General features: G+C 72.8%; 11 protein-coding genes. 8 read left to right on the plus strand and 3 right to left on the minus strand.

Features of this window, described 5'->3' with window-relative positions:
- Positions 1–4 precede the first annotated feature (4 nt).
- From ACH47Z_RS18490 to ACH47Z_RS18500, 3 genes are all read left to right on the plus strand, one after another.
- Positions 5–1,435, plus strand: coding sequence for an NAD(P)/FAD-dependent oxidoreductase (locus ACH47Z_RS18490; RefSeq protein WP_399074761.1), 1,431 nt, complete (start codon positions 5–7; stop codon positions 1,433–1,435).
- A gap of 156 nt (positions 1,436–1,591) precedes the next feature.
- A complete protein-coding gene (locus ACH47Z_RS18495; protein ID WP_399074763.1) occupies positions 1,592–1,873 on the plus strand; it encodes a hypothetical protein in 282 nt (93 codons plus the stop codon).
- Between the two features lie 126 nt (positions 1,874–1,999).
- Positions 2,000–2,452 (plus strand): hypothetical protein, encoded by a 453-nt coding sequence (locus ACH47Z_RS18500; RefSeq protein WP_399074765.1) that lies wholly within the window; start codon positions 2,000–2,002, stop codon positions 2,450–2,452.
- Positions 2,453–2,465: 13 nt separating this feature from the next.
- Here ACH47Z_RS18500 and ACH47Z_RS18505 read toward each other — a convergent pair whose 3' ends face one another.
- Both ACH47Z_RS18505 and gabT read right to left on the minus strand, forming a co-directional pair.
- On the minus strand, positions 2,466–3,125 hold the full coding sequence (locus ACH47Z_RS18505) for a phosphatase PAP2 family protein (protein WP_399074852.1): 660 nt from the start codon (positions 3,123–3,125) through the stop codon (positions 2,466–2,468).
- Positions 3,126–3,598: 473 nt separating this feature from the next.
- Positions 3,599–4,933 (minus strand): 4-aminobutyrate--2-oxoglutarate transaminase, encoded by a 1,335-nt coding sequence (gene gabT, locus ACH47Z_RS18510; RefSeq protein ID WP_399074767.1) that lies wholly within the window; start codon positions 4,931–4,933, stop codon positions 3,599–3,601.
- A 402-nt stretch (positions 4,934–5,335) separates the two neighbouring features.
- On the opposite strand from gabT, the gene ACH47Z_RS18515 reads away from it, so the two are divergent.
- Together ACH47Z_RS18515 and ACH47Z_RS18520 are read left to right on the plus strand one after the other, a co-directional pair.
- The gene (locus tag ACH47Z_RS18515) at positions 5,336–7,603 is read left to right on the plus strand and encodes an ATP/GTP-binding protein (protein WP_399074769.1); all 2,268 of its coding nucleotides are present in this window, start codon (positions 5,336–5,338) and stop codon (positions 7,601–7,603) included.
- Between the two features lie 125 nt (positions 7,604–7,728).
- Positions 7,729–9,360 (plus strand): PucR family transcriptional regulator, encoded by a 1,632-nt coding sequence (locus tag ACH47Z_RS18520; protein WP_399074771.1) that lies wholly within the window; start codon positions 7,729–7,731, stop codon positions 9,358–9,360.
- 3 nt (positions 9,361–9,363) lie between these two features.
- Here the strand turns inward: ACH47Z_RS18520 and ACH47Z_RS18525 are convergent, their stop codons facing one another.
- Positions 9,364–10,269, minus strand: coding sequence for a LysR family transcriptional regulator (locus ACH47Z_RS18525; RefSeq protein ID WP_399074773.1), 906 nt, complete (start codon positions 10,267–10,269; stop codon positions 9,364–9,366).
- Positions 10,270–10,362: 93 nt separating this feature from the next.
- On the opposite strand from ACH47Z_RS18525, the gene ACH47Z_RS18530 reads away from it, so the two are divergent.
- The 3 genes from ACH47Z_RS18530 (at position 10,363) to ACH47Z_RS18540 (ending at position 14,470) form a co-directional block, all read left to right on the plus strand.
- Positions 10,363–11,610 (plus strand): EamA family transporter, encoded by a 1,248-nt coding sequence (locus ACH47Z_RS18530; RefSeq protein WP_399074775.1) that lies wholly within the window; start codon positions 10,363–10,365, stop codon positions 11,608–11,610.
- Positions 11,607–12,893: an MFS transporter gene (locus tag ACH47Z_RS18535; protein ID WP_399074777.1), complete on the plus strand. Its 1,287-nt coding sequence runs from the start codon at positions 11,607–11,609 to the stop codon at positions 12,891–12,893. Before ACH47Z_RS18530 ends, ACH47Z_RS18535 begins: the two co-directional genes overlap by 4 nt.
- A gap of 131 nt (positions 12,894–13,024) precedes the next feature.
- Complete coding sequence (locus ACH47Z_RS18540; RefSeq protein ID WP_399074779.1) at positions 13,025–14,470, plus strand: aldehyde dehydrogenase family protein; 1,446 nt, start codon at positions 13,025–13,027, stop codon at positions 14,468–14,470.
- The last annotated feature ends 29 nt before the right edge of the window (positions 14,471–14,499 follow it).

A 14,499-nucleotide genomic window follows, 5' to 3' on the forward strand; every position in this document is an offset into this window, starting at 1 on the left:
AATCATGGCCCCGAGCGCCATGAGCCGTGGCAAAGACAACTGGATCGCTTCTCTCTCCGAGGCCCAGCCGGTCCCGTACTGGCTGGAAGACCCCGGCAAGCCCCACGCCGAGCCCGCCCTCACCGGCACCGACACCTGCGACCTGCTGGTCGTCGGCGGCGGCTACAGCGGACTGTGGGCCGCGCTGGGCGCCAAGGAGCGCGACCCGCGGCGCGATGTGGTGCTGCTGGAAGGCCGCGAGGTGGGCTGGGCCGCCTCCGGCCGCAACGGCGGCTTCTGCGCCGCCTCCCTCACCCACGGTCTGCCCAACGGCCTGACCCGCTGGCCCGACGAGATCGGGAAACTGGAGGAGCTGGGCCGGCGCAACCTCGACGAGATCGAGGCCGCCGTCGCCCGGCACGGCATCGACTGCGACTTCGAGCGCACCGGCGAGATCGACGTCGCCACCGAGACCTACCAGGCCTGGGAACTGAGGGACTGGCACCGGGAGCTGGCGGAGAAGGGCCTCGCGGACGGCATCGAGTTCCTGGACGCCGACGCCGTGCGCGAGCAGGTGCACTCGCCCACCTTCGAGGCCGGTCTGTGGGACCGCCGGGGCGTGGCCATGCTGCACCCCGCGAAGCTGGCCTGGGGCCTGAAGAAGGCCTGCCTGAAACTCGGGGTGCGGGTGTACGAGCACACCCCCGCCCTGACGTTGAAGCAGTACGGCGCCGGGATGGCCGTACGCACCCCGTACGGCGCGGTCCGTGCCCGCCAGGTCGCCCTCGGCACCAACATCTTCCCGAGCCTGCTGCGCCGCGTGCGCTCCTACACCGTGCCGGTCTACGACTACGCGCTGATGACCGAGCCGCTGGGGCCCGAGCAGATGGCGGAGATCGGCTGGAAGAACAGACAGGGCCTCGGGGATTCGGCGAACCAGTTCCACTACTTCCGGCTGTCCGCCGACAACCGGATCCTGTGGGGCGGCTACGACGCGATCCACCACTACGGCGGCCGGGTGCGCGCGGAGTACGACGACCGCCCCGAGACGTACGCCAAGCTCGCGGGCCACTTCTTCACCTGCTTCCCGCAGCTGGAGGGCGTCCGTTTCACCCATGCCTGGGGCGGCGCGATCGACACCTGCTCGCGCTTCTCGGCGTTCTTCGGTACGGCCCACCAGGGGAAGGTGGCGTACGCGGCGGGCTACACCGGCCTCGGCGTCGGCGCGACCCGGTTCGGCGCCGACGTGATGCTGGACCTGCTGGACGGGGAGCGCACCGAGCGGACCGAGCTGGAGATGGTCCGCAAGAAGCCGCTGCCGTTCCCGCCGGAGCCGTTCGCCTGGACCGGGATCGCCCTGACCAAGTGGTCCCTGGCCCGCGCGGACGCGCACGGCGGCCGCCGCAATCTGTGGCTGCGCACGATGGACCGGCTGGGGCTGGGCTTCGACAGCTGAGGCATATGCGGCCTTCGCGGGCCTTAACCCGGTCCTTATGGCCGCGTCAAGCCACGAGTTTCCGGAGCATGACCCCGCTGCCGCACTCCGGCGTACTGGAGTCACGGGCCTCGCCGGGAGGCACCGGCTTCCGCACCGGATCGGCAGGAGAAGACCATGAACCGCAGCACCCGTGTCGCTCACAAGGACGACGACTCCCGTACCAAGCGCCGTCTGGGCCTCGGCCTGGCGACGGCGGTGGCCTCCGTCGCCGCCGTCGCAGGCGTCATGCTGCCGGTGGCGGCGGCCTCGGCGGCGCCGATGCACCAGCCGGTCGCGGTGAGCGTGGCTCCCCGGCATGACCACCACCACGACTGGGACGACGGGGACCATCACGACCACGGGCACTACTACTGGGACTGGGACCACCACTGCTGGAACTGGGAGTACGAGTGGTAGGTCCCAGGCAGCCTGTGACCTAGGTCACTCCAAGGGGAACGCGGAACCCGCGTAATGCCCCCGGACAGCCTCCCTCTCTCCTGCTGACGCGACCGCGTCGACAGGAAGAGCAGGGAGGCCTTCTTGATGACTGGGGCGAAGACGGCCGTCGAATGGCTGGCATCCGTCGCACCGGACCCCGAGGCCTGCCGCTGGGAATGGGAGCGCAACCCGGGCGGGGTCGCGCTGCTGCCCGCCGGAAAGGCCTGGGACGTACTGATCCTGCCCGGTGAGCTGGGCTGTCCGACCCTGGACGTGCTCATCCGGGTGCTCGACCAGCCCGGCCCGGTACTCGTCGACTTCGGCGACAACCGTGTCGGGTTCTTCGTGCCGCCCGGCACCGCGGCCCGCTGGCTCGGCACCGGCATCCGTACCGCCGGGCCCGGCACCTGGATCGTCGTGCCGTACCCGGGCCGGGCGACCCACGGCGTGCGCTGGCTGGTGCCGCCGGACGGTTCGGGCACGCTGACCGACCCCGCGCTGCTGGAGCTGGCGATGCACGAGGCGGCGGCGGGGCTGGCCCGGGGCGGAGGAGGTTAGTGCCGCCGGGATGTCACCAAGGCCCTGGGCTGCCTGACGAGGAAGACGAACTGCGGCGCGTACGCGACTCGTGGGACCTGGCCGGGGCTGCTGCGGGGTCCGATGACGTGGTCGGTGATGTGGGACCGGTACGCGCGGTACCTCGGGTGGTCACCAGGGACAGGGTGGTCAGCAGCACGGTGCACAGACACCAGCTGGCCACCACGTCGAGCGGCCAGTGATAGCCGTGCCGGACCAGCCCGTACGACACCCCGAGGACCAGGGCCGTACAGCCGGCGACCAGGTTCCGGCGTGCGGCCGCCGACGGCAGCCAGGGGAGCAGCAGCAGGGTCGCGGAGCCGTAGGCGATGGCCGCCGTCGCCGTATGGCCGGAGGGGAAGTAGCCGACGGCCGGTGGCACCACGGGGGTCCCCGGCCGTGCGGTCCAGTCCTTGAGGGGTACGACGATCGCCGGGACCAGTGCCATCAGGACGGCCGCGGCGAGCGGCGGCAGCCACCAGCGCGCGATGCCGGCGTCATGTCCCCGCCAGAGGACGTAACCAATGGCGAAGAGGAGGACCGGGACGGCGATCTGGATGTTCCCGAAGTCGGAGAGGATCTCGGAGAACCGGTCCGGATGGACGAGGTCCCGGCTGAGGCGGGAGTCCAGCCGTAGCAGCGGGCCGTGATCCATGACCTGCCAGGTGAGCAGGGCGAAGAGCACGGCCGGGAAGGCGAGCAGCGGGACGCGGCGGACGACGGTCGACACAGCGCCAGCTTCGCAGGTTCCTTGGCGTGGTGGCGGGGCGAGTTCGGCCAGAAGGAGGTCGGCCGCCCCGGAACAGGGGGGGGTGGTTCCGAAGCGGCCGTCCGGATCGGAACGTCGCGCGCCCCGGGGGGTTTGGGGCGGCGACCGTCCGATCGGTGAGGAGATCCCGGAGCCGTCAGGCGCCGGTTGTGTGCGCGAGGGCACGACCAGGCCGTAGCTGGGGAGGCCCCGGCCTGAGATCGCCCACAGTCCCCTGTGGGCGGGGTGTATCTCTCATCTGCGTAGAACCTACGGCAGGCCGGAGCGCTTGGGCAGACGGAAACGCGTCCCGTCATCCACCTCGCACACCTTCTTCACACGGCCTGCCGCAGGTGACGGCAGACGGCCGGGCGGGCCGCTCAGATGCGCGCGAAGGCCTGCTCGATGATGTCGAGGCCCTCGTTCAGCAGGTCCTCGCCGATGACCAGCGGGGGCAGGAAGCGCAGCACGTTGCCGTAGGTGCCACAGGTCAGGACCAGCAGGCCCTCCTGGTGGCAGGCCTTGGCGAGCGCGGCGGTGGCCTCGGAGTTGGGCTCCTTGGTGGCCCGGTCCTTGACCAGCTCGATGGCGATCATGGCACCGCGCCCACGCACGTCACCGATGATGTCGAACTTCTCGGCCATGGCGGTGAGGCGACCCTTCATGATCTCCTCGATGCGCTTGGCCTTGCCGTTGAGGTCCAGCTCCTTCATGGTCTCGATGGCACCGAGCGCACCGGCGCAGGCGACCGGGTTACCACCGTAGGTACCGCCCAGGCCACCGGCGTGCGCGGCGTCCATGATCTCGGCGCGCCCGGTGACGGCGGCGAGCGGAAGCCCACCGGCGATGCCCTTGGCGGTCGTGATCAGGTCCGGGACGATCCCCTCGTCCTCACAGGCGAACCACTGGCCGGTCCGGCAGAAGCCGCTCTGGATCTCGTCGGCGACGAAGACGATGCCGTTGTCGTTGGCGAACTTCACGATCTCCGGCAGGAAGCCCTTGGCCGGCTCGATGAAGCCGCCCTCGCCGAGCACGGGCTCGATGATGATCGCGGCGATGTTGTCCGCGCCGACCTGCTTGGACATCTGGTCGATGGCCTGCTTGGCGGCCTCGGGACCGGCGTTCTCGGGACCGGTCGGCCAGCGGTAGCCGTATGCGACCGGCACGCGGTAGACCTCGGGCGCGAACGGCCCGAAGCCGTGCTTGTACGGCATGTTCTTGGCGGTGAGCGCCATCGTGAGGTTGGTCCGCCCGTGGTACCCGTGGTCGAACACGACGACGGCCTGGCGCTTGGTGTAGGCGCGGGCGATCTTGACGGCGTTCTCGACGGCCTCGGCGCCGGAGTTGAACAGCGCGGACTTCTTGGCGTGGTCACCGGGGGTCAGCTCGGCCAGAGCCTCCGCGACCTCCACGTACCCCTCGTACGGGGTGACCATGAAACAGGTGTGGGTGAAGTCGGCGAGCTGGGCGGAGGCACGCCGCACGACGGCCTCGGCGGACGCGCCGACGGAGGTCACGGCGATACCGGACCCGAAGTCGATGAGCCGGTTGCCGTCGACGTCCTCGATGATCCCGCCACCGGCGCGGGTCGTGAAGACCGGCAGCACGGAGCCCACGCCCTGCGCGACCGCGGCGGTACGGCGGGCCTGCAGCTCCTGCGACTTCGGGCCGGGGATGGCGGTGACGACGCGGCGCTCCTGCGGAAGTGCGGTCATGGGGGCTCCTGATGATCTTGCGTACGGTGCGGTCTGTCCGAGCTTCCCGGGCGGCCCCGGGCGGTGCGTTTTCGGCCGCTTACCTCTCTTTCTTCGCAGGCTAGGGCCGGGAACGGGGGGTGGGCATGCTCCATGTGGGCGTTGTCGCCGCCGCCGCTTGTCCGCGATGGACATAGCGACCCGGCGGGGCGGGATTCGGTCCTTGAGCCATGTCGGCCACGTAATCGCTGAACTCCCCTTGCCGGGGCGTTAGATTGCTCGCTGATGGTGGACGGAACGGCTGGTCAGGGGGCAAGGGCGATGGACAGCGACGGCACACGAGACGCCCACGGCACACACGCGCATCCGGTACCTCGCCCGGCATCGCCGGCGGAGGGGGCGGGGGTGCCGCCGATGCCGCCGATGCCGGCGATGCCCCCCGGCGTCCCTCCCAAGCCCGACGCGTCGGCGTTCCTGACCTGGCTGCGCACTCCCCGCCCCGAAGCCACCCCCGGTCTCTGGCGCTTCGGCTACCGGCCCCGGGCCCAGGAGTCCGCCGGCCGGGTCTCCGACCGGGCGCTGCTGACGGGAGCCGTCGGCGCCCTGCTCGCCGCCCTGCTCGTGTGGTCGCTGTGGAACAACAACCTGGTGCCGCACAAGAGGATCCTGCTGGAACTGGTTACGCCGTCCGACTGGTGGAGCAGCCTGGACCCGCCGCGGGCGGCACTCACCGCGGTCGCCGTCTACGACAGCCTCTTCGCCACCCTCGTCCTCTATTACTTCGCGCGCGTGGGCAACTGGAAAGAGGTGGTCCGGCGGTACGTGACCGACCGCCCCCAGCCGTCGCGCGCACTCCGTGCCGCCGTTCTCGGGGCGCTCATCGCCTGGCTGGTCGCCTGGCGCGGGCTGCTGTCGTACTACACGCTCGCCGCGGGCGTGACACCCCATGACTGGCTCTGGGTGCCTGGGGACCCGCACGCCACCATCCACCGGCTCAACATCCTGAAAACCGTGCTCACGCTGCTGGCCTTGTACCCCTTCGCCGTGGCGGGTAACTGGCTGGGTCTGCTCCGCGGCATGCAGCGGGCCCGGACGCCGGCCGAGAGCCGGGAGCCCGCGGCGCCCGCCACCGGCACGGACTGGCCCGAACTGCGTGACCACGGGCAGAACGCGCTGGCCGAGCGGCTGACCGACGAGGGGCGCACCGGCCGGATGAACGACGTGGACTACGCGCGGATCCGCCGCGCCTGGAGTTCCGTGGTGGCCGACCCGGGGCGGCTGAACGCGTTCTCCTCGGCCGTGTTCAGCGAAGGCGCCCGCGCCTGCCTGCACCCCTCCGGACAGCGTGACCTTCCCTTCCGTACGGCCACCCACGACCTGCTGACCTCACAGGTCCGCATCGGCCGGTACGCCGACGTCGAGCGCACACCGCCCGCGCACCGCGCCGCGGGCGTGGCCGTGGAGCCCGCGACGCTGGGCACGTCCCTGCTGGTGGTCGGCCCGTCCGGCTCGGGCAAAACCGATCGCCTGGTGCGGCCCGTCGCCGAGTCCCTCGCGCTTCAGGCCCTCGCCGGACAGGCGGCACTCGTCATGGTGTGCGCCGCCGGCACGCCCATGGGAGCCGACCAGGCGTACGACATCGTGATCAAGCCGGGGGACCGGACCTCAGAGTACGACCTCGATCTCTACGGCGGTACCGATGACCCCGACGAGGCGGCCGCGCTCCTCGCGGACGTCCTCGCCGGCGACTGGGCCGAGGTCGACCTGCGCCGTGCCGGGACGGTGCTGGCACAGCTGCTGGGGCCCTTCCAGGCCGTCCACGGCCGGTTCCCGTCGGTACCCGAACTCCGGGAACTGCTGGACGGGGAGCCGTCGGCGCTGAACCGGCTGAAGGAGATGCTCGACCCGCACGCGCACTCCCTGCTGCACCGGGAACTGGAAGCGCGAGTGCGCCAGGCGGGCGTCCCGGGGGACCCCGGGATAATGCTCGCCGACCGGCTCGGCTGTCTGGACCGTCCGGTGTTCACGGGCTTCTTCGACACCTCCGCCGACGCTCAGCCCTTCACTCTGCGCTCCCTCGACCACCCGTTGCGGGTCCGGATCGACCTGCCGGAGCGGGCTCATCCGGAGGCCGCTCAACTGCTGGCCCGGCTGCTGCTCGCCCAGTTCGCGGCGAGCATGGCCACGCGCCCCGACCGGTCCCTGTTCGCCTGCCTCGTGCTGGACGACGCGACACACGCGATCACCGCCGGCTCCGTGCGGGCCCTGCGCAGGCTGCGGGAGAGCCACGCCGGTGTGGTCCTCAGTCTGCGGGCCCTCGGCGATGTTCCGGAGCACCTGAGGCAGCCGCTGATCGCGGCCGTCGGCTGCCACGCCGCCTTCCCGGGCATCACCACCTGGGAGGGCGCCCTGTTCGCCCAGGCGTGGGGAACGGAGTGGGTGGAGACGACGGAGGTCGCCAAACACACGGTGTTCGCGGACCAGCCGCTGACCCGGCTCATCCACGCGGTGCGCAAACTCGGCACGGGCAAGCCGGTCACCACGGACGCCGTCACCGTCCGGCAGGTCGAGCGGGAGAGGTGGTCTGCTTCCGAGTTGGCTCATGGGGTGCCCGCCGGGCATGCCGTGTTGTCGTTGACCAGTGTGCGGGGGGAGCATGCGCCGCCTTTGCTCGTGGATCTGCGGGGGTGAGGAGGGGGCGGGGGATCGTACGGTGAGGCAGAATCGGGGTAGGTCGTTCGTACGTTGCGGCCAAGAGATCACCCACGTTCACAGCAGCACCGTGATCGGCGGATTCCCCTCACCGTGAAGGTCCCATGCCCCCCACCCTCGCCTCGCTCGTCCACCACTCCGCGCTCAAACTGACCGTGCGCGCGGGCGAGGACCGCCTCGACGTGCCCGTCCGCTGGGCGCACGTCAGTGAGCTGGCCGACCCCGTGCCGTACATGGAGGGCGGCGAGCTGCTGCTGATCACCGCGCTCAAGCTGGACGCGGAGGACCCGCAGGCCATGCGGCGGTATGTGAAGCGGCTGGTCGGAGCCGGGGTCGTCGGGCTCGGGTTCGCCGTCGGGGTGAACTACGAGGAGATTCCCGAGGCGCTCGTCGGTGCCGCCCGGGAGGAGGGGCTGCCGTTGCTGGAGGTGCCGCGCCGCACCCCCTTCCTCGCCATCAGCAAGGCCGTCTCCGCCGCCATAGCCGCCGATCAGTACCGGTCCGTCACGGCAGGGTTCGCCGCCCAGCGTGAGTTGACCAAGCAGGCCCTCAACGCCGGGCCCGAGGGGCTTCTCGGCGCGCTCGCCGCGCAGGTCGACGGGTGGGCGGCCCTGTACGACGCCTCGGGCGCGGTCGTCGCGGCCGCGCCGGAGTGGGCGGGGCGCAGGGCCGCGCGGCTCACCGCCGAGGTCGAACGGCTGCGGGAGCGGCCCGCGCCGGCCTCGGCCGTCGTCGGCGGGCCCGATCACGAAGACCGGGTCGAGCTGCACTCCCTCGGGACGGGGAGGCGGCCCCGGGCGGCGCTCGCCGTGGGTACCGCCGCCGCCCTCGGCACCGCCGAGCGCTACGCCGTGCACTCCGCCATCGCCCTGCTCACCCTGACCACCGAACGCTCCCGCTCCCTGCACGCGGCCGAACAGCGCCTCGGTACGGCGGTGCTGCGCATGCTGCTCGCCGGCGAGCCCGACCACGCCCGGGCCGTCGCCGGGGACCTGTACGGCGGGCTGCTCGACGCGCCGTTCCGGATGATCGTCGCCGAGTCCGGGTCCGGTTCGGCGGCGCGGGCGCACACCCCCGCACGTTCGGCGGGTGCCTCCGTCGACCCCGTCGGTGATCCCCTCGGCGCGCTCACCGAGAGCGTGGAGTCCGCCGCCGCCCGCTCCGGCGAGGCCGTGCTGGTCGTGCCCGAGGGGGAGCGGCTGGTGGTGCTCGCCGCCGACGGGGGAGCGGCGGTGGCCGCCTGCGCCCAGTACGCGGCGGCACTGGAGGCGGCGCGCGCGGTGCCCGAGCAGGCCGCCGGGGCCGACGAGGAGGAACTCGTCGTCGGACTGTCCGCACCGGCCGGCCCGATCGCCGCGGCCGCCGCCTACAAGCAGGCCGAGCAGGCACTGTCGGTGGCGCGGCGGCGGGGGCGGGTGCTGGTGGAGCACGAGCAGCTGGCCGCCGGTTCGGTGCTCCCGCTGCTGGCCGACGACGCGGTGAAGGCGTTCGCGGACGGGCTGCTGCGCGCGTTGCACGAGCACGACGCGACCGGGCGGGGGGATCTGGTCGCCTCGCTGCGGGCATGGCTGTCCCGGCACGGGCAGTGGGACGCGGCCGCGGCGGACCTGGGGGTGCACCGGCACACCTTGCGGTACCGGATGCGCAGAGTCGAGGAGATCCTCGGGCGGTCGCTGGACGATCCCGACGTACGGATGGAGCTGTGGCTCGCCCTCAAGGCGACCTCGGCGGAGTGACCGCTAGGCGCCCCGCGCCGTCTCCCGCAGCGCCTCCGCCAACCGGCTGAGCACCGGCTGCCCCCACGCCCCCTCCCGTACCGCCACCTGGATCGTGCGGACCGGTTCCGGGTTGCGCAGGCGGCGGATCGTCACGCCGGGGTGGCGGTGGCCGAGGCCCAGCAGGGGGACCAGGGCGACGCCCAGGCCCGCCGCGACGAAGCCCTGGGCGGCGCCGTAGTCCTCGCCGTCCACCGCGAACTCCGGCCGGAAACCGGCCACTTCACACGCGTCCAGCACGGTGTCCAGGCAGGGCCCCGGCCGCTCGCCGCCGACCCACGGCTCCCCGGCCAGGTCGGCCAGGTCGAGGACCCGCCTGGCCGCCAGCGGGTGCCCCTTCGGCAGCACCGCGCGGTACGGGTCGTCGAGCAGATGCACCAGCCGCAGCCCGGGATGTTCCGCCGTACGCGGCCGTACCACCACCGCCAGGTCGGCGCGGCCGTCGAGCACCTCCGGCAGCGGGTCGGCGGGGTCGGTCATGCCGAGGTCGAGCCGTACGCCCGGATGGTCCGCGCGGAACGCGGCCACCGCCGGAGCCACCAAGTCCGCGGCAGCGGTGGCGAAGTAACGGACCGTCAGGTGTCCCGCCCGCCCCGCCAGCAGGTCGGCCAGCGCGGCACCGGCCTCCGCCAGCTGCCGTTCGATCGCGGCCGTGTGCTCGGCGAGCAGCAGCGCGGCCGCGGTGGGCCGTACGCCCCGCCCGGCCCGCTCCAGCAGTGCCGTGCCCGTCTGCCGCTCCAGCGCGGCCACCTGCTGGCTCACGGCCGACGGGGTGTAGCCGAGCGCGGTGGCGGCGGCGCTGACCGAACCGCTGGTCACCACCGAGCGGAGCACCTGCAGGCGTCGTACGTCCAGTCCTTCCAGCAACATGTAGTTCAGCTTAATAGTTCCGAAGAAAGTTTCACTTGTCCTCACATCTCTCGGACCGCACTGTTGCGGACAGCCGACGAGAGGGGGATTCCCGTGGTGCGTGTGACCGTGCTCGCCCTGCTGTGGGGCTCGGGCTATCTGTGGACCGGACTCGCCCTGCGCCACGGTCTGTCCCCGCTGCACATCACCGTGCTGCGCGCCGCGCTCGGGGCCGCCGTCCTGCTCGTGCTCGCCCGGGCCGCCCGGCAGCGGCTGCCGCGCGGGGCCGGGCTCTGGCGCCGGCTCGTCGTGGCCGCGCTGCTGTGCAACACGCTGCCGTTCTTCCTGGCCGCGCAAGGTGTACGGACCGTCTCCACCGGCCTCGCCGGAGTGCTGAACGCGACGACCCCGCTGTGGTCGCTGCTGCTCGGCCTCGCGCTCGGCACCGAACGGGACCGGAACCCGCTGCGGTTCGCGGGGCTGCTGCTCGGCTTCGCCGGTGTGCTGCTGATCTTCTCGCCGTGGAGCGCGGGGGACTCCACGGCGGGCGGCGGCGCGGCGTTCGGCCGGGGCGTGCTCGCGCTGCTCGGTGCCGCCGTCTCCTACGCGGTGGCCTTCGCCTACATGGGCCGCGTCCTCACCGACACCGGCACCGGACCGCTCGCTGTGTCCGCGGCCCAGCTGACCGCGGCGACGGGGCTCGCGGTGCTGGCACTCCCGGCCGGCGGCACCGCGTCGTCCGGGACCGGGTGGACCGATCCGGTCGCACTGGTCGCCGTCGCCGTGCTCGGGGTCTTCTGCACCGGGTTCACCTTCCACCTCAACTACCGCCTGATCGCCCTGGAGGGGCCCACCGCGGCAGCCACCGTCGGCTACCTGCTGCCCGTCGTCTCCACCGCCCTCGGCGCGCTCGTCCTGCACGAGCCGCTCGGCGCGCGGACCGTCGCGGGGATGGCCGTGGTCCTGACCGGCGTCCATCTGACCCGCCGCCGCCCCGCATCGGCGACGGCGCCCACAGCTGCCGCCGTCGCCGACAGCCCGGGCACAACCGCCGCACCGACGCGCCCGGCTCCGGCTGCTGACAGCCCGGGTGCAGCCGACGCACCCACCCGCCCCGCTCCGGCTGCTGAGTGCCCGGGTGTAGCCAGCGCATCCACCCGTCCGGCTCTGGTCGCTGACTGCCCGGGTCTAGCCGGCGCACTCACCCGTCCGGCTCCGGCTGCTGACTGCCCGGGTCTAGCCGGCGCGCCCACCCGCCCCGCTCTGGCCGCCGACTGCCCGGGCACAGCCGCCGTACCCACCCACCCTGCTCCACCGCCCCCTCCCCCCACTCCCGCCCCCGGCAGGTACCGCACCCGATGAATCCGGCCCCCGCCTCTGCCTGGCGGCTGCGTGACTTCCGCACGCTCTTCGCCGCCAGTGCGCTCAGCCATCTCGGTACCAACATCGGCTACGTCGCCGTACCCCTGCTCGCCGTCACCACGCTCCACGCGGGCCCCGGTCAGGCGGGGGCGCTCGCGGCGCTGTCCACGGCCGCGTTTCTGCTGATCGGGCTGCCCGCGGGGGCCTGGGTGGACCGGTTGCCGGGGCGGTGGGTGCTGGTGGCGGCCGATGCCGCGCGGGCGCTGCTGCTCGGGTCGGTGCCCGTCGCCTGGTGGCTGGGGGCGCTGTCGCTGCCGCAGCTGTACGCGGTCGTGCTGGTCAACGGCTGCGCCACCGTGTTCTTCGACGTCGGCTCGCAGAGCGTCCTGCCCGAACTGGTCGGCCGTGAGCGGCTGGTGCCGGCGAACGGCGCGATCGGCACGCTGATGGGCGGCGCCAACATCGCCGGCCGCGGCGCCGGTGGCCTCCTGGTCCAGACCCTGACCGCCCCCCTCGCCCTGATCACGGCGGTGGTCGCCTACCTGGCCTCCGCCGCAGGCCTCACCCGGATCCGCAGAGGTACAGCCCACGTCGCCGTAGCCCCCACAGGGGGAACGCGGCTGCGCGCCGACATCGCCGAAGGCCTCCGGCACGTCCTCGGCAGTCCCGAACTGCGCGCCCTGGCCCTCACCGCGACGCTCACCAACCTCGGTGCGCAGATGGTCAACGCCCTGCTGCCGGTGCTGTTCACCCGGGAGCTGGGGCTGCCCGCGGGGGCGCTCGGGCTGTACTGGGCGGCCGGTGGGCTCGGGCTGCTGATCGGGGCCGTCGTCGCCGGGCGGCTCGCCCGGTGGCTGGGGCACGGGCGGGTGCTGGGGCTGGCCGGGCCGTGGTGCGCGCCGGCCGCACTGGCCGTCGCGCTGACCGGGCGCGGACCCTGGCTGTGGGTGGCCGGCGCCGGATGGCTGGCCGTGATGACCAAGACCGGTATCGACAACGTGCTCGGCGTCAGCCTGCGCCAGCGCCTGACCTCGGACGCGTTGCTCGGCCGTATGAACGCCACCTTCCGCTTCCTGCTCACCGGCGCGCTCGCCGTCGGCTCCGCGCTGGGCGGTCTCGTCGGCCAGTTCGCGGGGGTGCGTACGGCGGTGTGGGCGGGCGCGCTGTGCCTGGCGGGCGCCTTCCTGCCCGTCTTCTGCTCACCGGTGCGGAGGACGCGGACCCTTCCCCCGGCCGCCACGACACCGCCGGCCGGCCGAGCCGTACAAGAACACCGCGGCTGACCCCGCCATTACGGAGTACCCCCCACCCCGACTGCTACGACTCGGACAAACGACCCCCGGCCGCCCCCGCCCTACCGTGGACCACGAAAGCCAAGCACACCTCCGACACGGAAGGGCCGGGACTCGACCTTATGACTTCCACCCACGCCTTCTGGCTCGCCGGCCGCCAGGTCACCGGCGAGGACACCTTCGACGTCACCTCCCCGTGGGACGGCCGGCTCGTCGGCAGGGTCGGCGTGCCGACCGACGCCCAGGTCGAGGAGGCCGTGGCCGCCGCGTACGCCGTGCGGGACGAGTTCGCCGCCACCCCGGCGCACGTGCGCGCCGCCGCCCTCGACCACGTCAGCAAGCGGCTGGCCGAGCGCACCGAGGGGATCGCCCAGCTGATCTCCGCCGAGAACGGCAAGCCCATCAAGTGGGCCCGGGGCGAGGTCGGCCGTGCCGTGTCCGTGTTCCGGTTCGCCGCCGAGGAGGCCCGCCGGTTCAACGGCGGTGAGGCCCAGCGGCTCGACACCGACGCCGGCGGCCAGGGGCGTCTCGCGCTCACCCGCCGCTTCCCGAAGGGCGTCGTGCTCGGCATCGCGCCGTTCAACTTCCCGCTGAACCTGTGCGCCCACAAGGTCGCCCCCGCGATCGCCGTCGGCGCGCCGATCATCCTCAAGCCGGCGCCGGCCACCCCGCTCTCCGGCCTGATCCTCGGTGAGCTGCTGGCCGAGACCGACCTGCCGGCCGGTTCCTGGAGCGTCCTGCCGGTCGCGAACGACCGTATGCCCGCCCTCGTCCAGGACGAGCGGCTGCCGGTCATCTCCTTCACCGGTTCCGACAAGGTCGGCTACGCGATCATGGACTCGGTGCCGCGCAAGCACTGCACGCTGGAGCTGGGCGGCAACGGCGCGGCCGTCGTCCTCGGCGACTTCGCGAGCGACGAGGACCTGGACTGGGCCGCGACCCGCATCGCGACCTTCTCCAACTACCAGGGCGGCCAGTCCTGCATCTCGGTGCAGCGCGTGATCGCCGACGCGTCCGTCTACGACCGGCTGCTGCCGCGCATCGTCGCCGCCGTCGAGGCCCAGGTCACCGGTGACCCGTCCGACGCCAAGACGGACGTCGGCCCGCTGGTCAGCGAGGACGCGGCCAAGCGCGTGGAGTCCTGGGTGAAGGAGGCCGTCGAGGCCGGCGCCACGCTGCTCACCGGCGGCGACCGCGACGGCGCCTCCTACGCGCCGACCGTCCTCACCGACGTACCGGCGAACGTGACGATCGCCTGCGAGGAGGTCTTCGGACCGGTCCTCACCGTGCAGAAGGTGGACGGCGAGGCGGAGGCCTTCGCCGCCGTCAACTCGTCCAAGTACGGCCTCCAGGCAGGCGTGTTCACGCACGACCTGCAGGTCGCCTTCCGCGCCCACCGCGCCCTCGAGGTCGGCGGCGTGGTCATCGGCGACGTCCCGTCCTACCGCGCCGACCAGATGCCGTACGGCGGCGCCAAGCAGTCCGGTGTGGGCCGCGAAGGCGTGCGGTTCGCCATGGAGGACTACACCTACGAGCGCGTCCTGGTCCTGACCGGTCTCGCGCTCTGACCTGCCACGGACAGGTCGGAAACAGAACG

It is taken from the genome of Streptomyces sp. NPDC020192 (genome assembly GCF_044388685.1).
Taxonomy (GTDB): Bacteria; Actinomycetota; Actinomycetes; order Streptomycetales; family Streptomycetaceae; genus Streptomyces.